The 20678-nt window shown below is 71.6% G+C and carries 17 protein-coding genes; 9 read left to right on the top strand and 8 right to left on the bottom strand.

The genetic code is table 11. The features are described from left to right. The first annotated feature begins 2 nt into the window (after positions 1–2). Both qcrB and ACZ69I_RS20410 read left to right on the top strand, forming a co-directional pair. The gene (gene qcrB, locus ACZ69I_RS20415; protein ID WP_470833688.1) at positions 3–1649 is read left to right on the top strand and encodes a cytochrome bc1 complex cytochrome b subunit; all 1647 of its coding nucleotides are present in this window, start codon (positions 3–5) and stop codon (positions 1647–1649) included. A 29-nt stretch (positions 1650–1678) separates the two neighbouring features. Then, positions 1679–2530: a metallophosphoesterase family protein gene (locus ACZ69I_RS20410; protein WP_467673894.1), complete on the top strand. Its 852-nt coding sequence runs from the start codon at positions 1679–1681 to the stop codon at positions 2528–2530. Positions 2531–2539: 9 nt separating this feature from the next. Here the strand turns inward: ACZ69I_RS20410 and ACZ69I_RS20405 are convergent, their stop codons facing one another. Both ACZ69I_RS20405 and ACZ69I_RS20400 read right to left on the bottom strand, forming a co-directional pair. Further along, positions 2540–4426, bottom strand: a complete 1887-nt coding sequence (locus tag ACZ69I_RS20405) for a potassium channel family protein (RefSeq protein ID WP_470833852.1) — start codon at positions 4424–4426, stop codon at positions 2540–2542. Positions 4427–4525: 99 nt separating this feature from the next. Continuing rightward, positions 4526–5131 (bottom strand): flavodoxin family protein, encoded by a 606-nt coding sequence (locus ACZ69I_RS20400; RefSeq protein ID WP_470833687.1) that lies wholly within the window; start codon positions 5129–5131, stop codon positions 4526–4528. 656 nt (positions 5132–5787) lie between these two features. Between ACZ69I_RS20400 and ACZ69I_RS20395 the strand changes: the two genes are divergently transcribed. The 4 genes from ACZ69I_RS20395 to ACZ69I_RS20380 all read left to right on the top strand — a co-directional run bounded on the left by ACZ69I_RS20395 (position 5788) and on the right by ACZ69I_RS20380 (position 9204). Further along, entirely contained in the window at positions 5788–6630 is an 843-nt protein-coding gene (locus tag ACZ69I_RS20395) for a TetR/AcrR family transcriptional regulator (RefSeq protein ID WP_470833685.1), read from the top strand. Positions 6631–6730: 100 nt separating this feature from the next. Continuing rightward, positions 6731–7624 (top strand): beta-keto acid cleavage family enzyme, encoded by an 894-nt coding sequence (locus tag ACZ69I_RS20390; protein ID WP_470833684.1) that lies wholly within the window; start codon positions 6731–6733, stop codon positions 7622–7624. A 108-nt stretch (positions 7625–7732) separates the two neighbouring features. Then, positions 7733–8716 (top strand): 3-hydroxyacyl-CoA dehydrogenase NAD-binding domain-containing protein, encoded by a 984-nt coding sequence (locus ACZ69I_RS20385; RefSeq protein WP_470833682.1) that lies wholly within the window; start codon positions 7733–7735, stop codon positions 8714–8716. After that, complete coding sequence (locus ACZ69I_RS20380; protein ID WP_470833681.1) at positions 8713–9204, top strand: thioesterase family protein; 492 nt, start codon at positions 8713–8715, stop codon at positions 9202–9204. The genes ACZ69I_RS20385 and ACZ69I_RS20380 overlap by 4 nt, the downstream gene beginning before the upstream one ends. 54 nt (positions 9205–9258) lie before the next feature. Here the strand turns inward: ACZ69I_RS20380 and ACZ69I_RS20375 are convergent, their stop codons facing one another. Beyond that, positions 9259–10557, bottom strand: a complete 1299-nt coding sequence (locus ACZ69I_RS20375) for an MFS transporter (RefSeq protein WP_470833679.1) — start codon at positions 10555–10557, stop codon at positions 9259–9261. A gap of 78 nt (positions 10558–10635) precedes the next feature. Further along, positions 10636–11496, bottom strand: coding sequence for a hypothetical protein (locus tag ACZ69I_RS20370; RefSeq protein WP_467673381.1), 861 nt, complete (start codon positions 11494–11496; stop codon positions 10636–10638). Positions 11497–11638: 142 nt separating this feature from the next. Between ACZ69I_RS20370 and ACZ69I_RS20365 the strand changes: the two genes are divergently transcribed. Continuing rightward, positions 11639–12979: a 6-phospho-beta-glucosidase gene (locus tag ACZ69I_RS20365; protein ID WP_470833677.1), complete on the top strand. Its 1341-nt coding sequence runs from the start codon at positions 11639–11641 to the stop codon at positions 12977–12979. A gap of 33 nt (positions 12980–13012) precedes the next feature. Beyond that, positions 13013–13402, top strand: a complete 390-nt coding sequence (locus tag ACZ69I_RS20360; RefSeq protein ID WP_470833675.1) for a (2Fe-2S) ferredoxin domain-containing protein — start codon at positions 13013–13015, stop codon at positions 13400–13402. Between the two features lie 22 nt (positions 13403–13424). Here ACZ69I_RS20360 and ACZ69I_RS20355 read toward each other — a convergent pair whose 3' ends face one another. Both ACZ69I_RS20355 and ACZ69I_RS20350 read right to left on the bottom strand, forming a co-directional pair. Next, positions 13425–13925, bottom strand: a complete 501-nt coding sequence (locus ACZ69I_RS20355) for an FBP domain-containing protein (RefSeq protein WP_470833673.1) — start codon at positions 13923–13925, stop codon at positions 13425–13427. Positions 13926–14007: 82 nt separating this feature from the next. After that, positions 14008–14931, bottom strand: coding sequence for an NADP-dependent oxidoreductase (locus ACZ69I_RS20350; RefSeq protein ID WP_470833672.1), 924 nt, complete (start codon positions 14929–14931; stop codon positions 14008–14010). Between the two features lie 181 nt (positions 14932–15112). Here ACZ69I_RS20350 and ppk2 point away from each other — a divergent pair, with 181 nt between their 5' ends. Next, complete coding sequence (gene ppk2, locus ACZ69I_RS20345; RefSeq protein ID WP_470833670.1) at positions 15113–16072, top strand: polyphosphate kinase 2; 960 nt, start codon at positions 15113–15115, stop codon at positions 16070–16072. A 42-nt stretch (positions 16073–16114) separates the two neighbouring features. On the opposite strand, the gene ACZ69I_RS20340 is transcribed toward ppk2, so the two are convergent. Further along, a complete protein-coding gene (locus ACZ69I_RS20340; RefSeq protein WP_470833669.1) occupies positions 16115–17362 on the bottom strand; it encodes a serine hydrolase domain-containing protein in 1248 nt (415 codons plus the stop codon). Positions 17363–17471: 109 nt separating this feature from the next. Further along, positions 17472–20222: a magnesium-translocating P-type ATPase gene (gene mgtA / locus ACZ69I_RS20335; RefSeq protein ID WP_470833667.1), complete on the bottom strand. Its 2751-nt coding sequence runs from the start codon at positions 20220–20222 to the stop codon at positions 17472–17474. Between the last annotated feature and the right edge of the window lie 456 nt (positions 20223–20678).

Genomic DNA, 20678 nt, shown 5'->3' with positions numbered 1-20678 from the left:
GCATGAGCGGACGCACTGAGCGCACCGGGACCGACGCACGACCTGTACGGCTCGGCAAAGGGGAGCGGATCGCCGACTGGGCGGACGGGAGACTCGGGATCAACTCCCTGGCCAAGAGCCAGATGCGCAAGATCTTCCCCGACCACTGGTCGTTCATGTTCGGGGAGATCTGCCTCTACAGCTTCATCATCCTCATCCTGACCGGGACCTACCTCACCCTGTTCTTCGATCCGAGCATGGCCGAAGTCGCCTACGACGGACGGTACGTGCCGCTCAAGGGCGTCCTGGTCTCCCGGGCGTACGAATCCACCGTGGACATCAGCATGGAGGTGCGCGGCGGACTGCTCATCCGGCAGATCCACCACTGGGCCGCGCTCGTCTTCGTCGCCGGGATGCTCGTGCACATGATGCGGGTGTTCTTCACCGGGGCGTTCCGCAAGCCGCGCGAGCTCAACTGGCTGTTCGGCTGGACCCTGTTGTTCCTCGGCATCCTCACCGGCCTCACCGGCTACTCGCTCCCCGACGACATGCTCTCCGGCACGGGCATCCGCTTCGCGCAGGGCGCCATCCTGGCCACCCCCGTCGTCGGGACGTACCTCTCCTTCTTCCTGTTCGGCGGGGAGTTCCCGGGGCAGGACATCATTCCGCGGCTCTACCCGATCCACGTACTGCTGCTGCCGGGCATCATGCTGGGGCTCGTCGTCGCCCACCTGATCCTGGTCTTCTACCACAAGCACACCCAGTTCGCCGGGCCCGGCAGAACCGAGAAGAACGTGGTCGGGGCGCCGCTCCTGCCCGTTTACATCGCCAAGGCGGGCGGCTTCTTCTTCCTCGTCTTCGGTGTGCTCGCGATCATGGGCGCGGTCGCCTCCATCAACCCGGTCTTCGCGATCGGCCCCTACCGGCCCGACATGGTCTCCACGGGCGCTCAACCCGACTGGTACCTCGGCTTCTCCGAGGGGCTGATCCGGGTGATGCCCAGCTGGGAGATCAATGCCTGGGGGCACACGCTCGAACTGGGCGTCTTCATCCCCTTCTCGCTCTTCCCGCTGATCCTGTTGGCCATCGGCGTCTATCCGTTCATCGAGTCCTGGGTCAAGGGGGACAAGAGGGAGCACCACATCGCGGACCGGCCGCGCAACGCACCCGTGCGCACCGGGCTCGGCGTCGCCTGGCTCGCCCTGTTCGGCGTGCTGATGGTCGGCGGCGGCAACGACCTGTGGGCCACCCACTTCCACCTCTCCATCAACGCGATCACCTGGTTCGTGCGGATCAGCTGCTTCCTGGCGCCCGCCCTCGCCTTCTTCGTCACCCACCGCGTCTGCCTCGGCCTGCAGCGCAAGGACCAGGAGAAGGTGCTGCACGGCCGGGAGACGGGCACCGTCAAACGCCTACCGCACGGCGAGTACGTGGAGATCCACGAACGCCTGCCGCAGGCCGAGCTGTACCGCCTGACCGCCCACGAACAGCCCCGGCCCTACGAGGTCGGCCCCCTGGTCGACGCCAACGGCGTAACCCGCAAGGTCCGAGCCTCCCAACGCCTGCGCGCCCGCCTCGCCCGCGCCATGTACGGCCCCAAGGCGCAGGTGCCCAAGCCGACGAAGGAGGAGTACCTGGCGATCCAGCGAGGCGAGGGCGACCACCACTGACCGTGCCGCTCGGTTAGCCTCGCAGCGTGATGGCATCCGAGAAGACTCCGAAACTGCTGGCGATCAGTGATCTGCACGTGGCGTACGCGGAGAACAGGAAGTACACCGAGACCATCCGGCCCCAGTCGGACGGGGACTGGCTGATAGTCGCCGGTGACGTCGCCGAGCGCATGGCCGACATCGAGTGGACGCTGCGCACGCTCGCCGGGCGCTTCGCCAAGGTGGTGTGGTCACCGGGCAACCACGAACTGTGGACGCCCAAGGACGATCCGGTCCAGCTGCGCGGCGAGGAGCGATACCGCCACATCGTCGAACTCTGCCGCGAGATGGGGGTGGCGACGCCCGAGGACCCCTACCCCGTGTGGCGCGGCGCGGGCGGCCCGGTCATGGTCGCCCCGCTCTTCCTCCTCTACGACTACACCTTCCGCCCCGAGGGCACGCACACGAAGGAGCAGGCGCTGGAGGTCGCCCACGAGGCGGGCGTCGTCTGCACGGACGAGTACTTCCTGCACCCCGACCCGTACGCGACCCGCGACGACTGGTCCCGCGCCCGGGTCAAGTACACCGAGGAGCGGCTCGCCGAGCGGCCCGAGGGAATGCGGACCGTCCTGATCAACCACTGGCCGCTGCTGCGCGAACCCACCCGCGTCCTGCGCTACCCCGAGTTCGCCCTGTGGTGCGGCACCGAGCGCTCCGCCGACTGGCACGTGCGGTACGAGGCGGCCGCCGTCGTCTACGGCCACCTGCACATACCGCGCACCACCGTGCACGACGGGGTGCCCCACATCGAGGCGTCCGTCGGCTACCCGCGCGAGTGGCGCAGGGACTTCCACCCCGACCCGCACCTGCGGCAGATCCTGCCGGTGCCCGAGGAGGACTGACCGGGCCGCTCAGAGCCGGTCCGGCAGCGGCCTGCGGGCGAGGAGTTCGGCCAGGCCCTGCCGGGTCGCGGCCAGGACGACGCGGTCCTGGGGGCGCAGCTCGTAGTCCGGGTCGAGCTCCCACTCCAGGCCCGAGGTGAGGCCGGTCCCCTCGCCCGGGGCGCGCTCCAGGGCGACGACCCGCCGCGCCCCGGGCTGGAACACGTCGGCGATCCTGCGGCCGGTCAGCTGCGGCTGCGACGAGACGTCCAGCGCGGCGAAGAGCAGCACGGACCGCTCCACGGGAAGCGCGCCCAGGATCTGGCGCCCCATCATCGCCCCGGCGAACGCGGGCGCGGCCAGCGCCGACACGCTGCGGCTGCGGGTGAGGGCGTTCGGATGGGCGGCGCGCAGGGTGCGGTAGACGGCGGTCGCGAACTCGTCGTCGTACAGCCGCAGCGCCACCCGCAGATCGGGCTTCACCGACCGTGCGTACAGGGCCGCTTCGAGGTTTATGGTGTCCGCGCTGGTCAGCGCGAGCAGCGCGTGCGCGCGGTGCACCTTGGCCGCCTCCAGGACGCCCTCCTCCGTCACGTCGCCGATCACGGTGGGCACGCGCAGGCGCCGCGCCAGGGAGATGCCGCGCGCCTCGGGGTCGGCCTCCACGCACACCACGGGAATGTCCAGCTCGCGCAGCCGGGCGAGCACCCGGGTGCCGATCTTTCCCAGGCCCAGCAGGACCACGTGGCCCGAGAGGCCGCGGGGCGGGCGGCGCAGCGAGGAGGCGGTGCGGAAGGTGCCGAGGGCCTCAAGGACGGCGGCGAAGAGGATCGGCAGGAGCAGCAGCCCGACGAGACCGGCGAGGAGCTGCAGGACCTGACGGCTCATCGGGCCGTCCGTGGCCGGGTCGTTGATGGAGAACAGGTCGAGGAGCGTCAGGTACGTCGCGTGCAGCGGAGTGGTGTCCTCGGTGGTGACGATCGACGCGATGGCCATGCCGACGACGGCCGCCGCGAACCCGGCCACCGACCAGCGCAGCCGCCGCGAGAACAGCTGGCGTAGCGGCACGCCGCGCCCGGCGAGGAACCCGGGCGGCGGAGTGGACCCCGAATAGGAGACGGCCTCGAGGACCAGGGCGCCCCGCCCCGGTGCGGCCGCCACGGCGTCGTCGTCCGGCAGCAGCCGCGGCCCGGCTCCGGAGTCCGCGTCGTCCGAACCCTCCGCCCCCGCCGGGTCGTTGGCGGTGGACGAGAGCAGCGCGAGGGTGGCGAGGCCGCGCGGTGCCACCTCGCCCGGCGCCGGTGGTGTGCGCTCCACCGCGCGCAGGAGCAGCCCGTAGGCGTGGACGACCTTGCTGGTCCCGGCGACCGCGGTGGCGGCGAGCGCCGGGGCGGCGGTGTCCGCGTCGGACAGGACGGTGACGCTGGCATCGGTGGTGGCGAGGCCCGCCACGACGGCTGCCTGGTCGAGCAGTTGCTCCAGGTGCTGGCCCAACTTCCGGTTGTACAGCCGGATCACGAGCCGCAGCCGGGGGTTGAGCCGCCGCGCGGCCAGCGCGGTGCGGATGTTGGTCTCGTCGTCGTCGTGCATCAGCGCGAGGGCGGCGGCCTGCGGGACGCCCGCGTCGACGAGCACGTCGTCGGTGAGCTCGACGGCCTCCAGGGTCCGTGGCGGGTCACTCGTGCCGCCGCCCTCGCCTTCCCCGTTCGCGGTCCCGTTCACCGCGCCCGCGGTGCGTGAGACGGCGGCGGTGATGCGGCCGAGCAGCAGCGCCGTGGTCCTGGCCCGGCCCGTCAGCCGGTTCCGCTCGCCGCGGCCCGCGGGCGGGACGACGAGGACGACCTGTTCGCCGTAGACGCCGCGGAGTTCGGCGGCGAGCCGGTGGGCCAGGACGTTGTCACCGCCGCACACGACCATGTGGCCGGTGGCGGGCGGTGAAGGGCGCTGTGGAGGGAGCGAGGATGCGTGCGACACAGACAGAAGAGTGCCTCACGTGCCACCCCGGTTCCGCGCGGACTACTCGGTGGGCGCCTGGTAGGGGGCGTCGCGCAGGAGGCGGGCGAGGTGGACCGTGTTGGCGGCCAGGGTGCGGGTGGTGCTCGCGACGCTGTCGGGGGTCTCGTCGAGGTCCTGGTAGTCGGTGCCCTGCATGGCCTCTCCCACCCAGTACGTGACGGCACCCGGCGCGAGGGAGAAGCCGACGTCGTTGAGGCCCTGGAAGACGTCGGCGCTCACCTTGTGGGCGCCGTCCTCGTTGCCCACCACCGCCACGGCGGCCGCCTTGCCGTAGAACAGCGGGCGCCCCTGGTCGTCGGTCTCGGAGGAGTCGGCGTTCAGACGTTCCAGGACGCGCTGACAGATGCTCGACGGGTGACCGAGCCAGATCGGCGTGGCCACCAGCAGGATGTCGGCCGCAAGGACCTTCTCCCGCAGGGCGGGCCAGGCGTCGCCTTCGCCCATGTCGGCGCCGATGCCGGGCTTCACGTCGTGGTCGGCGATCCGTACGGACTCCACCGTCACCTCCCGCTTCGCCAGCTCGGCGAGGACCTGCCCGGCCAGGCGGTCGCTGCTGGAAGCGGCGGGGGAGGGGGACAGGGTGCAGACGAGTGCCAAGGCGCGCATGGGAGCTCCTTCTTGTGGGGGTCGTGGTCGTGGTCGTGATGGACGGCGAGCGGCCGACACCTCCAGTCCCCTTGATCGTCGGCCGTGAAACACGTCCGGTCGCGCGGGCCCGGCGGGGTCGGGTGGGCTCGGGTCATCGGAGTTGTCGGTGATGAACGCGTAGGTGCCCGCGGACACGGCGGGTGCCCCGGGCGCGGCGGATGCCCCGGGCGCGGCGGATGCCCCGGGCGCGGCGGCACCGCGGCCGCCGGGCCCGACGGCGCCATGGCCGCCGTCAGAGCCGCCGAGGCCAGCGCCGAGAACACCGCGGTCACCCCTCGCCGCCACCGCCCGCACGGCGGCCTGTCCACCGGCTCCACCTGCTGGTCCACGTCCAACGCTCCTCGTCGCCCCCGCGCACCGACCGCGGCACGGATCCGGCCAAGACCACCACAGCGACCAGGACCGCCCCGCGTCCCCGACGCGCGACACCCGCCGACCACCCGTCCAGCCGCATGCGGACCTCCGACCTCTTGCCCGCGGAAGCCCGGGAGATCTATGTCACCTACTGATGCATCAGTCAGAATCGCAATCGCGGTCGCTTCTCGTTCTGTTTCTTGGAGACACAGCCATCACCTCGTTGCGTTCATCGCAACGCGCGAGTAGGGTCGACGACCATGCAGTACGACCCCGAGGTGGCGGACCGCGTCCGCAAGGTGATCGCCGACGCCGGTGTGACCCAGCGCGAATTCGCGCGCCGCATCGTCATGGACCCCTCCAAGCTCTCCCGCTCGCTGGGCGGCACCCGGCGCTTCACGGCGGCGGAGCTCGCCCGCGTCGCGGACACCGGCGGGGTCGACGCGGGCTGGCTGCTCGGCGCCGCCGCCCGCGGCCAGGAGCCTGCCGCGCGGCGCGAGCGCGCCGCGCCCCCCGAGGGCGGCCGCCCCCTGCAGATCGTCCGCGAGACCGTGCGCCTCATCGCGGAGCGCGGCTTCCACGCCGTCCGCGTCCAGGACATCGCCGCGGCCTGCAGCACCAGTACCGCCGCCATCCACTACCACTTCCCGGGCCGCGACGACCTCCTCGAAGCCGCCGTGCGCTGGTGCATGGACGAGGACACCGCGCGCCGGGCGGCCCGGATAGCGGACGCCGCCGACACCGCCGACGAACTGCGCCAGCTCATCGAGCTGCAGATCCCGCGCACCCCGCAGCAGCGCTGGCAGTGGAGCGTCTGGCTCGACCTGTGGGCGGAGGCCGCCCGCTCCACCGCCGTGGGCCGACTGCACGCCGACTACTACCGGCAGTGGCGCGGCACCGTCGCCGACGTCATCCGCCGCGGCATCGACGGAGGCGTCTTCCGCCCCGCCGACCCCGACTCCGCCGCGCTGCGCCTGACCGCGCTGATCGACGGGCTCGCCACCCAGGTGCTCGCCTCGGCCTCCGACGGCTCCGGCACAGGCCCCGACGACATGCACGAGGCCCTCACCGCCTACGTCGACGCGACGCTGACCGTGCGCTGACGGCGCGACTCCCTTGTTCGTCAATGCGTCAATGGTTCGACGTGTCTGGTCGTCGCATCCCCCGTACACACAACACCCCACCCCCGAGGGAGAGTTCCGCATGCCCGTGAACGACAACGTCATCATCACCTGCGCCCTGACCGGCGCGGGCGACACCGTGCGCAAGAGCCCGCACGTGCCCGTGACGCCCGAGCAGATAGCCGCCTCGGCGGTCGAGGCCGCCGAGGCGGGCGCCGCCGTCGTGCACATCCACGTCCGCGACCCCGAGACCGGTGCCCCCTCCCGCGACCCGCGGCTGTACCGCGAGGTCGTCGAGCGCATCAAGGAGACCGGTACCGACGTCGTCATCAACCTGACGGCGGGCATGGGCGGCGACCTCGTCATCGACCCGGACGAGCCGCTCAAGCACCTCCCCGGCACCGACCTCGTCAGCGGTCTCGACCGGCTCCCGCATGTCGAGGACCTGCTCCCCGACATCTGCACCCTGGACTGCGGCTCCCTCAACTTCGGCGACGGCAGCAACCTCTACGTCTCCACCCCCGACATGCTCCGCCAGGGCGCCAAGCGCATCCAGGAGCTCGGCGTCCGCCCCGAGCTGGAGATCTTCGACACCGGCCAGCTCTGGTTCGCCAAGCAGCTCCTCGCCGAAGGCCTGCTCGACGACCCGACCGTCTTTCAGCTCTGCATGGGCGTCCCGTGGGGCGCCCCCGCCGACCCGGGCGTCCTGCAGTCCATGGTCAACATGCTTCCCGAAGGCGCCCAGTGGGCCAGCTTCGCGCTCGGCCGCATGCAGATGCCGTGGGTCGCCCAGTCGATCCTGCTCGGCGGTCAGGTCCGGGTGGGCCTGGAGGACAACCTCTACCTCGGCAAGGGCAACAAGGCGACCAACGGACAACTCGTCGAGCGCGCCGTCCGGATCACCGAGTCGCTCGGCTCGCGCGTCGCCACGCCCGACGAGGCCCGCCGGAAGCTGGGCCTCAAGCCCCGCGGGTGATCGCCGCGCGCCGACTCGTCCGGGGGCCGCCCGTGCCCGGTCGCGCAGTCCCCCCACGCCCCCGAAGGGGCACCCCCACGCGCAGCCACGAAAGGATCCCCCATCCCAATGACCCCCACCTCCATGCCCCCCACCCCCATGACCACCACCCCTGAAGAAGTACGCCGCGTCGCCTGCATAGGTGCCGGTGTCATCGGCGGCGGCTGGGTCGCCCACTTCCTGGCCCGCGGCTACGACGTCACCGCCTGGGACCCGGCGCCCGGCGCCGAGCGGAAGCTGCGGCGGCTCGTCGAGGCCGCCTGGCCCGCCCTCACCCAGCTCGGCCTCGCCGACGGTGCCTCGCAGGACCGCCTCACCATCACCTCGTCCCTCGAAGAGGCCGTCGCCGACGCTCAGTTCGTGCAGGAGAGCGCCCCCGAGAAACTGGAGCTCAAGCGCGATCTGCTCGCGAAGCTGGACGCCGCCGCGCCCGCCGGTGTCGTCATCGCCTCCTCCACCTCGGGCTACCCGATGACCGACATGCAGACCGAGGCCGCCACCCCGGGCCGCCTCGTCGTCGGGCACCCCTTCAACCCGCCGTACCTGATCCCCCTCGTCGAGGTCGTCGGTGGCGAACTGACCGACGCCGACGCCGTGGCGTGGGCGTCCCGCTTCTACGAGGTCGCGGGCAAGTCCGTGATCACGATGAAGAGCGAAGTCCCGGGCTTCATCGCCAACCGCCTGCAGGAGGCCCTGTGGCGCGAGGCCCTGCACATGGTCGCCAACGGCGAGGCCACGGTCCAGGAGATCGACGACTCCATCACCGAGGGCCCGGGCCTGCGCTGGGCGTTCATGGGCCCCATGCTGACCTTCGCGCTCGCGGGCGGCGAGGGCGGCATGGCCCACATGCTCGACCACTTCGGCCCGTCCCTGAAGTCCCCGTGGACGCGCCTGGAAGCCCCCGAACTCGACAAGAAGCTGTACGACGCCGTCGTCGCCGGGTGCGACGAGGAGGCGGGCGGCCGCACCATCGCGGAGCTCGTCGCCGAGCGCGACCAGGGCGTCATCGACGTCCTGCGCGCCACGGGCCGCCTGAACGGAGGCAAGAAGTGAGCGAGTCCCTGCCCCTGCTGCACCGGACCGTGCGGCCCGAGTGGATCGACTACAACGGCCACATGAGCGAGGCCTTCTACGTCCTGGTCTTCGGCCACGCCACCGACGCCATGATGATCGAGACGGGTCTGCACGCCGGCTACCGCGAGTCCACCGGCTGCTCCCTCTACACGGTCGAGGCCCACGTCCGGTACCTGAACGACGTCGGTGAAGGCGCCCATCTCGCCATCCGCACCAGCCTGTTGGGCGCGGACGCCAAGAAGACGCGCCTCACGCACGAGATGTTCGTGGTCGAGGACGAGGGCGCAGACCCGGCCCCGGACGCCGCCCCCGTGGCGACCACCGAACTGCTCGCCCTCCACGTCGACCAGAACGCGGGCCGCACGACCCCCTTCCCGGCAGAGATCCGCGACCGCCTGACGAGCCTGGTGCAGACGCCCCCGGAGTGGGCGGGGCGCTCGATCGCCGAGGTGCCCCGGGCAGCTTAGGGGCGCGGGGAACCGCGCGCCCAGCCACCACGTAGCCGCACCCAGAGGACAGCCTCACCGCTCGAGAGGCTTGTGCGCAGTCTCCGGCAACCGCGAGTAGACAACCGAAGAGACCACACACAGCACGGCCACGTACGCGGGAAAGAGCCCGGGAGACCCGATCTCCTTGAACAGCGTTCCCACGTACGGGGCCGTGCCCCCGAACACCGCCACGGTCAACGAGTACGGAAACCCGATCCCGGCCGCCCGGACCCGCGCAGGGAACACCTCCGCGTTCACCGCCGCCGAGATCGACGTGAACCCGGTGAGCAGCACCATCCCCGCGCACTGCACGAGCAGCAGCGAAGTGAACGAACCGGTGAGGGACTTGAGCAGCGGCACGCTCAGGACGGCGAAGCCGATGCCGAAGAACAGCAGCAGCGGCCTGCGCCCCACGCGGTCCGAGAGCAGGCCGCCGACCGGCTGGAGCAGCGCGAAGAAGGCCAGTGAGACCGTGCCCGCGAGGAGCGCCTGGCTCTTGCCGATGTCCGTGTTCAGCTCGGCGTACGTCGGCAGGTACGACGTCCAGGTGTAGTAGGCGAGGGTGCCGCCCGCGGTGATGCCGCAGATCAGCAGGGACTGGCGCGGGTGGTGGCGCAGCGCGTCGAACAGGCCGGGGCGGTCGCCGTCGTCGGCGGGCGCCCGGTGGGTCTCGTGCGCGCCCTGCCTGATCCAGAACCCCACGAGGCTGAGCGCGGCACCGGCCAGGAAGGGCAGCCGCCAGCCCCAGCCGTCCATCTGCCCGTCGGAGAGCGTGGCGACCAGGAGCGCCGCGACGCCGGACGCCGCGAGCTGGCCCGCGCTCGTGGAGACGTACTGGAAACTGGAGAACAGCCCGCGCCGCCCGGGACCCGCCGACTCGACCAGGAACGTCGTCGACGCGGCGAACTCACCGCCCACCGACAGGCCCTGGAGCAGCCGGGCGAACACCAGGAAGACCGGGGCGAACACGCCCGCGGCCGCGTACGTGGGGGTCAGGCCGACCAGCAGGCTGCTGCCGCCCATGAGCAGGATGGTGACGGTCAGCGCGGCGCGCCTGCCGCGCCGGTCGGCGACCGCGCCCATGAGCAGGCCGCCGACGGGACGCATGAAGAAGCCCACCGCGAAGACGGCGAAGGTGGCGAGCAGCGGGACGAGGGAGTTGCCGGAACCCTTGGGGAAGACCTGGCCGGCGATGTACGTGGCGAGGAAGGTGTAGGCGTACCAGTCGTACCACTCCACGGCGTTGCCGACCGATGCGGCGAGCAGCTGCCGTATCGGGCGCCGCTCAGGAGCGGGGACGGTGGTCATCACCTGCTGGTCGTGCTGTGTCATGATCACGACCTTCCCCCACGCCGCGGCGCCCCACACGTCCTGTCCGGCAGGCGGACGGGGCGAGCGCTCGGAGCCGGCTCAGCCGGTGGTCGGCCGGTACGCGTGTACCGCCGTCGTCACCAGGCACGGCGCGGGCGGCACCACCTCGACGCGCAGGGTGCGGCGCGCGGCGTCGTAGTCGATGCCCTCCGTCTCGAACGTGCCGGAGCAGACGCTGCGCTGCGGGGCGGCGAAGAGGCTCGTGACGCGGCCGGTCACCGGCTTGCCGTCGAGCGGGCGCTCCAGGTCGACCTGGAGGACGGGGCGGTCCTCGGGCCACAGCTCCTTGGAGGCGTCGTTCGAGGCGCACACCAGACGGGAGGCGGAGACGAAGTCGCAGCCCTGGACGTCGCGGACCGGCTTGTCGAGCGAGATCTGCCCGGCCTGGGGGAGTGCGCCGCCGGTGGGCGGGGTCGAGGAGTTGAGGAGCGGGGCGGGGAAGACCTGGAGCCGGTTCTGGTCGCCCCACTCGCCGGAGACCAGCCACTGGTTGTCGGGGGAGAGGGCCGCGAAGGAGTTGTTGAGCTTCTCGCCCGCGTCGAGCTCGTGCTCGTAGAGATAGCGCTGCCCGCCCGGCGTCGTGACCGCGTACATCTTCGACCGCGCGCTGTCGCCGCCCTGGTAGGCGTCGAAGGTGTGGCCGTTCGCCACGTCCGGGTCGCCTATGTGGCCCCAGCCCTTCACGCGCAGGTCGAGCGGTATCGAGCCGAGCCCCCGGTAGAGGAGGCTGCCGTCCGCGCGGCTCGCCAGACCCTGGCTGCCGGTGAGCGAGTTGACGTACGAGGTGCCGGACTCCTGCCAGCCACCCGGCGCGGCGGGCGCGGCGGAGGCGCCGCCGCCCGTCATCACCGCCAGGGTGACGGCGCCGAACAGGGCGGTTGATGCCTTCCAGACGGTCATCGGGCGCTACCTCCGTGGGGGGTCGGAACGCTGCGGCGTCATCGTACGTAACGTGCGCCCCGGCGGCGTGCGTTACGCCGAGCCCGGTGCGGTACGTAACGTGAACATCGGTGATATCGGTCCGACAGAAGGCGGTTCAGACGTGAAACTGGCAATTCTCGGCGGGGGCGGGTTCCGCGTGCCGCTCGTGTACGGGGCTCTCCTCGGCGACCGCGCCGAGGGCCGCGTCACCGACGTCGTCCTGCACGACCTGGACGCCGCCCGGCTCGACGCCGTCGCCCGCGTCCTCGCCGAGCAGGCCACCGGAGTCCCGGACGCACCCACCGTCACCGCCACCACCGACCTCGACGAGGCGCTGCGCGGCGCCGACTTCGTCTTCTCCGCGATCCGCGTCGGCGGCCTGGAGGGGCGCGCCGCCGACGAGCGCGTCGCGCTCGCCGAGGGCGTCCTCGGGCAGGAGACGGTCGGCGCGGGCGGCATCGCGTACGGGCTGCGCACCGTGCCCGTCGCCGTCGACATCGCGCGCCGCGTCGCCCGGCTCGCCCCCGACGCCTGGGTCATCAACTTCACCAACCCGGCGGGCCTGGTCACCGAGGCCATGGCCCGTCACCTGGGCGGCCGCGTCATCGGCATCTGCGACTCGCCGGTGGGCCTCGGGCGCCGGGTCGCGCAGGTGCTCGGCGGCAACCCCGACGAAGCCTTCATCGACTACGTGGGCCTCAACCACCTCGGCTGGCTGCGCGGGCTGCACATCGCGGGCCGCGACGAACTGCCGCGGCTGCTCGCCGACCCCGGGCTCCTCGGCTCCTTCGAGCAGGGCAGGCTGTTCGGCGCCGACTGGCTGCGGACGCTCGGCATGATCCCCAACGAGTACCTGCACTACTACTACTTCAACCGCGAGACCGTGCGCGCCTACCAGCAGGCCGAACGGACCCGCGGCGCCTTCCTCCACACCCAACAGGCCCGCTTCTACGACGAGATGCGCAGCTCCGACACCCCGGCCCTCAAGACCTGGAACGCCACCCTCGCCGAGCGCGAGGCGGCGTACATGGCGGAGAACAGGGAGGCGGCGGGCGTGGGGGAGCGGGCCGAGGAGGACCTGGAGTCCGGCGGGTACGAGAAGGTCGCCCTCGCCCTGATGCGGGCCATCGCGCGCGACGAGCGGGCCACGCTGATCCTCAACGTCCGCAACGGCACGACCCTCGCCGCCCTCGACGCGGACGCCGTCATCGAGGTGCCCTGCTCCGTCGACGCCAACGGCGCCCACCCCATGGCGGTGGCCCCGCTGCCCGGCCACGCCACCGGCCTGGTGTGCGCGGTCAAGGCGGTCGAGCGGGAGGTGCTCGCGGCGGTGGACAGCGGTTCTTCGGCCACCGCCGTCAAGGCGTTCGCGCTGCACCCGCTCGTCGACTCCGTGACGGTCGCGCGGCGTCTCGTGGAGGGCTACCGGGGCGTGCATCCCGGACTCGCGTACCTGAGGTGATCACGGCCTTCGGGCACCTGAGATGATCACGACATGAGTCCCGTCGTCTCCATCGGTGCCGCCGCCCGCCGCCCCTGCACGCTCGTCGTGTGCCGGGGCTGCTGCTGCGGTGACGCGCGCAAGAACCCCGGCATCGACCACGCCTGGCAGCTGGAGCGGATGCGCTCCGCGGCGGCGGCCTCGCGCGGCCGGTTCACGGTGCGCACGAGCGACTGCCTCGGGCCGTGCGGGCAGGCCAACATCGTCGTGGTCCAGCCCTCGTACGAGGGGCGCAGGCGGGGCGGCCGGGCGGCCTGGGTCGGCTTCGTCACGGACGACGAGTCGCTCGAGGGGATACTCGCCTGGGCCGCCGCGGGCGGCCCGGGCCTGGCCGAGCCGTCGGCCGCGCTCGCGCTCCAGATGGTCGATCCCCGCGCGGTTTAGGGCCTGACCCGAACGAAAGGCCCTAGCCCGCGAGGATCTGGTCCAGGAAGCCGTCCAGGTTCCGTACGGTCCTGGCGTTCTGCTCCTCCGGCGTGAGGCTTTCCTCCAGGCGGCGCGTGAGCACCGTGGTCTTCTTCCCGCGTACGTAGAGGGAGCAGGCCAGATCCGCGCAGATGTACATGCCGACGGAGTTGCCCTGGCGGCCCGCCACCCCCGCCTTCGGGGCCACGAGCAGCGCGATCCCGGAACCGGACTGCGGCGTCACGCACACCGAACAGATGCTGGACTTGAGCAGGCTCTTGCGCGCCCCGGTCGAGGCGCGCAGGGCGATGCCCACGGGCTGACCGTCCCGCCACGTCACCACATAGCCGCGGTCGGGCGCCTTGGGGTCGCGCCAGCCGAGGAAGTCCAGGTCGGACCAGGGGGTGTCGGCGAAACCGGCAGGGAGGGTGAGTCTGCGGGCTTCGCCCTTGGAACAGTTGACGAAGGACGCGCGGATCTCGTTCTCACTGACGGACTTCATGATCCGGAAGGTACCAACGGGCCGTACCGGCCGTCGTGCCATTTTCTCCCGCCGCGGCTCCCCCGGACACCGGCGCCGGGTCTCACGCGGACACCTCGATCACGACCTTGCCCCGCGCGTGACCACCCTCCACCGCGCGCAGCGCCTCGTCCGCGCGCTCCAGGGGGTACCTCGCCGTCACGTGCGGGCGCAGCACTCCCGCCGCGGCGAGGAGCGCGACCTCGTCGAGGACCGCCGACGTACGGGCCCGCGCGACGGGGGCGCCGCCCAGTTCCGCCACGGTCTCCTTGGCCGCCGCCGTGATCAGCTTGCCGCGGTCGGTCAGGAGCTCCGCGAGCCCGGCCAGGTCCGCGCCGCCGACCAGGTCGAAGACCGCGTCGACGCGGTGGTCCGGCGCCGCCTCCCGAACGCGCTCGGCGAGCCGGGGCCCGGGCGGCACGTGCACGGCGCCGAGCGACTCGACGAACTCCTTCTTGCCCTCGCTCGCCGTGCCCACCACACGCAGCCCGAGGTGCCGGGCGATCTGCGTCGCGGCCACCCCGACACCGCCGCCGGCCCCGGTGACCAGCAGCGTCGACCCCGCGGGCAGATCGAGCTGCCGCAGCCCGTCGTAGGCGGTCGCCGCCGCCACGGGCAGCACCGCCGCGTCCGCGAAGGAGAGGACGGCCGGCTTGTGCGCGGCGATGTCCGCGGGGATCAGGGTGAACTCCGCGTACCCGCCGGTGACCGGATTGCCGAAGACCGCGTCGCCGGGCGCGAACCCCTCGACCCCGGCGCCGACCCGCTCCACGGTGCCCGCGACCTCGCTGCCCAGGACCTCGGGGCCGGTCAGGGGCGCCTGGCCGGGACGCCGTTTGCCCGCCCGCAGCTTCCAGTCGACCGGATTCACACCGGCTGCGCGCACCGCCACGAGCAACTGCCCGGGGCCGGGCTCCGGCTCGGCGAGGTCGAGGAACGCCTCCACCTCGGGACCGCCGTGTGCGGTGAATCCGTACGCCTTGGGCATCTGGCTCCCTCTCTCCGATCACCTGCCGACCGCCCGCCGCTCACGCGGCCGCCCGTCGGCTCACAGAGATGACGACCATCAGGATTCGTTGGCTATTCCCGCCCGCGGGTGCTGAGCCGCGGTCCTGGGGGCAAGCTGACGTTGAACGGGCCAGGGAGTACGCGAGGGAGAGGTCAACGCGGTGGAGCCGACCGATGGGAATGCCGACGATCTGCTCGAAGGGCTGTCCGTGGACGACGCCCGCCCGGAGCGCCCGGTGCTCCTGGACGAACAGGGGCGGCCCCTGCAGAGCTGGCGGGAGAACTACCCGTACACGGAGAAACTGGGCCGGCGGACGTACGAGCGGCACAAGCGGATACTGCAGATCGAGCTCCTGAAGCTGCAGAAGTCGGTGCGTGAGCGGGGGTGGCGCGTCGTCGTGCTGTGCGAGGGGCGTGACGCGGCCGGCAAGGGCGGCACGATCAAACGGTTCACCGAGCGCCTGAATCCGCGCGGCGCGCGGACGGTGGCGCTGGACAAGCCGAACGAGCAGGAGGCCGGCCAGTGGTACTTCCAGCGGTACGTCGCCCAGCTGCCGTCGGCGGGCGAGATCGTCTTCTTCGACCGGTCCTGGTACAACCGCGCCGGGGTCGAGCCGGTGATGGGGTTCTGCACGCCCCGTGAGCACCTGCACTTCCTGGAGCAGGCGCCGCTGTTCGAGAAGATGATCACCGATGACGGCATCATCCTCATCAAGTTCTGGTTCTCCGTCTCCAGGGCCGAACAGCGGACGCGCTTCGCGATCCGGCAGGTCGATCCGGTGCGCCAGTGGAAGCTCTCCTCCACCGACCTCGCCTCGCTGGACCTGTGGGACGCCTACACCTACGCGAAGGTGGAGATGTTCCGGGCCACAGACACGCCGCACGCCCCCTGGACCGTGGTGAAGACCAACGACAAGCGGCGCGGCCGCCTGGAGGCCATGCGCCACCTCCTGCTGCGGATCGACTACGAGGCCAAGGACCCCGAGGCGGTCGGCAAGGCCGATCCGCTGATCATCGGCCCCGCCAACACGCTCCTCGAACCGGGCGAGGACGCCACGGACCTCTCACCGAGCAAGCTCGCCCCCGACGAGCGAGGGCCGGGCCGCCACCCGCGCGCGTGAGGCCACCGCACACCCGTCCCTTCCGCGTGGCGTCATGCACCCTCAGCGCTCCCCGCCCCGGCCCTGCGCGCGGAGCTCCCGGTAGAGGGCGCCGACCAGGTGGATGCTGCGCAGATCCTCGCCCGAGGTCCCGGCACCCAGGCGGTTCATCACGTACGCGTACGAGACGCCGTTCTCCGGGTCGGCGAAGGCGTACGACCCGCCCATGCCGCCGTGCCCGAAGGCGCGGGGGTTGGGGCCCGCCTGCCCGAACTGGTTGAGCATGTAGCCGAGGGCCCACGGCCAGGTGTCGGCGAGCGGGGTGCCCGCCCGCAGGACGATGTCCGGCTCCTCGCCGTCGCTCTGGAGGGTGCGCAGCCGCTCCAGCGTGCCGGGGGAGAGGAGTCGTCCGCAGGCCAACTCCGCGTACACCGAGGCCAGTCCGCGCGCGGTGGCGTGGCCGTTGACCGCGGGGATCTCCGCGCTGCGGTAGGCCGCGCTGTGCACGTCGCCGAGCGGCAGATAGTGCAGCGCGAGGGTGACCGGCGCCATCGGATGGTCCGTGAGACCGCCGACCGGCGGCTTCGGGGCCTCGCCGAACGTGCTGCTCGCCGCCGACGAGGATGAGGATGAGGATGAGGACGAGGGCGACGACGGCTCGGCGGCACGCACGGGCGGCGCCAGCTCCGCGCACCGGGCGTGCTCGCTCGCCGGTGTGCCGACATGGACGTCGGCGCCCAGCGGACCGGTCAGCTCGGTGCGCAGGAACGTCCCGAGCGAGACGCCGCTGACGCGCCGCACCACCTCGCCGACCAGGAAGCCGAACGTCACCGCGTGGTAGCCCTGCGCCGTACCCGGCCGCCACCACGGCCGCGTCGCGGCCAGCGCCTCGGTGACCTTCTCCCAGTCGTACACCGCGCCCGGCGCCATGGGCTCGCTCGGCGCGATGAGCCCGGAGCGGTGACTCAGCAGCCAGCGCACCGGGATGTCGGCCTTGCCGGCCCGCGCGAACTCCGGCCAGTACCGCGCGACCGGCGCGTCCAGGTCCAACTCGCCCCGCTCGACGAGCAGATGGGCGCAGAGCGCGGTCATGCCCTTGGTGGTGGAGTAGATGTTCACCAGCGTGTCCCGCTCCCAGGGGCGGGTGCCCGTACGGTCCGCGTCGCCGCCCCACAGATCGACGACGACCTCACCGCCGACCGTGGCCGCGACGGACGCCCCGAGCTCGTCGCGCTCGGCGAAACTCCGCTCGAACTCCTCGCGCACGCCCTCGAATCCGGGGGCGCAGGTGCCGTGGACGTGCACAGTCATGACTCTCCTCGGTGGCCGGAGCGGGCAGACGGACGTGCCGTGGGCCACCATCCTTCCGCATGGTTGCCCATGGCACCTACCCCTGCGGCGCGCCGAGTGCGCCGTACGGCTACAGCCAGTCGTGACAGCGCCGGATGTACCAGCCCTTCACCACCTGGGTGAGCGCGCAGTACGCGAGCAGCGTCATGGCCAGCCACGGGAAGTAGCTCATCGGCAGCGGCTGCATCGACAGCGCCGCGGCCAGCGGTGAGAACGGCAGCCAGAGGCCGAAGGCCATGACCGCGCCTGTCATCAGGAGGACCGGCAGGGAGGCGCGGGACTGGAGGAACGGGATCTTCCGGGTGCGGATCATGTGGACGACGAGCGTCTGCGAGAGCAGGCCCTCCACGAACCAGCCCGTCTGGAACAGGGTCTGCTCCGCGGGGCTGTCGGCCCGGAAGACGTGCCACATGACCAGGAACGTCGTGATGTCGAAGACCGAGCTGACCGGGCCGACGCGCACCATGAACCGGCCGATGCCCCTGGCGTCCCAGGTCCGCGGCTTCTTCAGGTACTCCTTGTCCATGCGGTCCCAGGGGATCGCCAGCTGGCTGATGTCGTAGCAGAGGTTCTGCACCAGCAGGTGGATGGCGAGCATCGGCTGGAAGGGGAGGAAGGCCGAGGCCACCAGGACCGAGAAGACGTTGCCGAAGTTCGACGACGCCGTCATCTTGATGTACTTGATGGTGTTGCCGAACGTCTGACGCCCCATCAATACGCCCTGCTCCAGGACCGTCAGGTCCTTCTTCAGCAGGATGATGTCCGCGGACTCCTTGGCGATGTCCACGGCCGTGTCGACGGAGACGCCCACGTCCGCCTCGCGCAGCGCCGCCGCGTCGTTGATGCCGTCCCCGAGGAAGCCGACCGTGTGCCCTCCGGCCTTCAGGGCGCGCACGATCCGTGCCTTCTGGACCGGGTTGACCTTCGCGAACACCGTGGTCGTACGGGCCAGTTCGAGCAGTTCGCCGTCGTCCACGAGGTCGACTGTCGCGCCGGTGATCAGCTCGGTTGCGTCCAGGCCGACGTCGGCGCAGACCCGCGCGGCGACCAGTTCGTTGTCGCCGGTGACGACCTTGACGGCGACACCGCTCCCGGCGAGCGCGCGCAGGGCGTCTCCCGCGTCCTTCTTCGGCGGGTCGAGGAAGGCGAGGAAGCCGATGAGCGTCAGATCGGTCTCGTCCGCCACGGAGTAGGTGTCGCGCTCCACGGCGTCGGGGCCGGCGGGGAACGTGCGGGTCGCGACCGCAAGGACTCGCAGCCCTTCCCGGTTGTGGCGCTCGCCGAGGCGCGCGACCTGGGCGCGCAGCCGCTCGGTCAGCTCCACACGTGCGCCGCGGTCCATCAGGTGGCCGCACCGGTCCAGGACCTCCTCGACCGCTCCCTTGGTGATGAGGGTGTGCTCGGGGGCGGGTTCGGGGCCGTCGAGTCCGTCGCGGCGCAGGACGACGGACATCCGTCGCCGGGCGAAGTCGAAGGGGATCTCGTCGACCATCGTGAAGAGGTGGTCGACGACAACCTCCTCGGCCTCGTCGACGCGGTCGATGACGGCCTGGTCCATGAGGTTGCGCAGGCCCGTCTGGAAGTGGGCGTTGAGGTAGGCGTACTCCAGGACCTCGCGGTCCTCCTCGCCCCGCGCGTCGAGGTAGCGGTCGAGGACGACGCGGTCCTCGGTGAGCGTGCCCGTCTTGTCGGTGCACAGCACGTCCATCGCCCCGAGGTTCTGGATCGCGTTGAGCCGCTTGACGACGACCTGGCGCCTCGACATGGCGACGGCGCCGCGCGCCAGGTTCGCGGAGACCACCATCGGCAGCATCTCGGGGGTGAGCCCGACCGCCACGGAGATCGAGAACAGCAGCGCCTGGCCCCAGTCGCCCTTGGTGAAGCCGTTGATCGCGAAGACGACCGGGACCATCACCAGCATGAAGCGGATCAGCAGGAGGCTGACCCGGCGCACGCCGAGGTCGAAGGCGGTCTGCGGGCGTTCGCCGGTGAGCGCGCTCGCCATCGAGCCGAAGTAGGTGTGGGCGCCGGTCGCGACGACGACCCCGGTCGCCGTGCCGGAGGTCACCGACGTGCCCATCAGGCACAGGTTGTCGGCCTCGACGGGGTCCGTGGTCTCCTGCTGTCCGAGGTCGCGGGCGCGGGTGTCGGCCTTGGCGACCGGCAGCGACTCGCCGGACAGCGCGGCCTGAGCGACCATCAGGTCCTTGGCGGCGATCAGGCGCAGGTCGGCCGGGACCAGGTCGCCGGCGGCGAGCTTGACGAGGTCGCCGGGGACGACCTGCTCCATCGGGACCTCTTCGGCCGCCGCGGTCTCGCTCCACCGCCGCTGGACCGCGCACGAGGTGGTGACCAGGGCCTTGAGCGCCTCGGCCGACCGGGTCGAGCGGACCTCCTGCCAGAACCGGAGCAGGGCGCTGATCAGCACCATCGAAGAGAGAATCCAGACGCCGGGGTCGGCCGGGTCCTGCCAGTACATGACCGCGGCGAGCACGACGAGCACGCCGATGAAGGGATTCCGGAAGGACCCCGCGAGCTGCGCGGTCCAGTGCGGCGCGCGCTCATGGGCGACGGTGTTCGCGCCGTACCGCTCGACGCGCTCAAGGACCTGGTCCTGACGCAGGCCGCGGGTGGATGCGCCGAGGTCGCGCAGCACGTCGCGGGCGGGCCGCGCGCTGAACTCGGCCAGCCGGGCACCGACTTCACGGGTGCGGGCGTCCAGTTCGGCGGCCTTGCGGGTACGGGGGGTACGAGGGATACGGGGGGTACGGGGGTTCTCGCCTGGCGGGGCCAGGCGGACCTGGGGAATCAGCTTGTTCATGGCAGACCTCCCTTCGTGCGGGGACGTGGCGAAGCGCGCCCGTGCACGAGGACGTAGATGTGGTGTGAATGTGCCGTGAATACGCTCCTGGGCGTGCCGACGGTGGGCACGTCCGCGACGAGGCAGGGGTCACCGCCGTGACGTCAGATGACGGACAAACGTGACATCAGCCCGGCGGGGCGAGGGGGAAAGGCGGCGGAGAGCGGCCTCAGAGAAGCGCACCGGCGGCGCAAGGACTTCCTTCGGGACTCATCCCGAACACCTCCTTGCGGTCGCGGGACACGAGGACAGCGCCACGGAACGGCGCGCCGCCCCGTCAGGCATGCGCTTTGCCTTATGTCAAATATGGGACTTTGGTCCCGAAATGACGATGACTTGTGTCCCGCCCATCAGAGGTTGGACTTCTCTTCACACACCGGTCACCGGCTCTTCCGTATTGCTTGCTCCCCTTGGCAC

The organism is Streptomyces sp. NPDC036815 (assembly GCF_055609205.1).
Note: the sequence above shows the minus strand (reverse complement) of the source record. Positions and strands in the feature narration are given on the sequence as shown.

Coding starts and splice junctions, on each gene's coding strand:
- qcrB (WP_470833688.1), top strand. CDS start 3: ATGAGCGGACGCACTGAGCGCACCGGGACCGACGCACGACCTGTACGG.
- ACZ69I_RS20410 (WP_467673894.1), top strand. CDS start 1,679: ATGGCATCCGAGAAGACTCCGAAACTGCTGGCGATCAGTGATCTGCAC.
- ACZ69I_RS20405 (WP_470833852.1), bottom strand. CDS start 4,426: ATGGTCGTGTGCGGCGGTGACAACGTCCTGGCCCACCGGCTCGCCGCC.
- ACZ69I_RS20400 (WP_470833687.1), bottom strand. CDS start 5,131: ATGCGCGCCTTGGCACTCGTCTGCACCCTGTCCCCCTCCCCCGCCGCT.
- ACZ69I_RS20395 (WP_470833685.1), top strand. CDS start 5,788: ATGCAGTACGACCCCGAGGTGGCGGACCGCGTCCGCAAGGTGATCGCC.
- ACZ69I_RS20390 (WP_470833684.1), top strand. CDS start 6,731: ATGCCCGTGAACGACAACGTCATCATCACCTGCGCCCTGACCGGCGCG.
- ACZ69I_RS20385 (WP_470833682.1), top strand. CDS start 7,733: ATGACCCCCACCTCCATGCCCCCCACCCCCATGACCACCACCCCTGAA.
- ACZ69I_RS20375 (WP_470833679.1), bottom strand. CDS start 10,557: ATGACACAGCACGACCAGCAGGTGATGACCACCGTCCCCGCTCCTGAG.
- ACZ69I_RS20370 (WP_467673381.1), bottom strand. CDS start 11,496: ATGACCGTCTGGAAGGCATCAACCGCCCTGTTCGGCGCCGTCACCCTG.
- ACZ69I_RS20360 (WP_470833675.1), top strand. CDS start 13,013: ATGAGTCCCGTCGTCTCCATCGGTGCCGCCGCCCGCCGCCCCTGCACG.
- ACZ69I_RS20355 (WP_470833673.1), bottom strand. CDS start 13,925: ATGAAGTCCGTCAGTGAGAACGAGATCCGCGCGTCCTTCGTCAACTGT.
- ACZ69I_RS20350 (WP_470833672.1), bottom strand. CDS start 14,931: ATGCCCAAGGCGTACGGATTCACCGCACACGGCGGTCCCGAGGTGGAG.
- ACZ69I_RS20340 (WP_470833669.1), bottom strand. CDS start 17,362: ATGACTGTGCACGTCCACGGCACCTGCGCCCCCGGATTCGAGGGCGTG.
- mgtA (WP_470833667.1), bottom strand. CDS start 20,222: ATGAACAAGCTGATTCCCCAGGTCCGCCTGGCCCCGCCAGGCGAGAAC.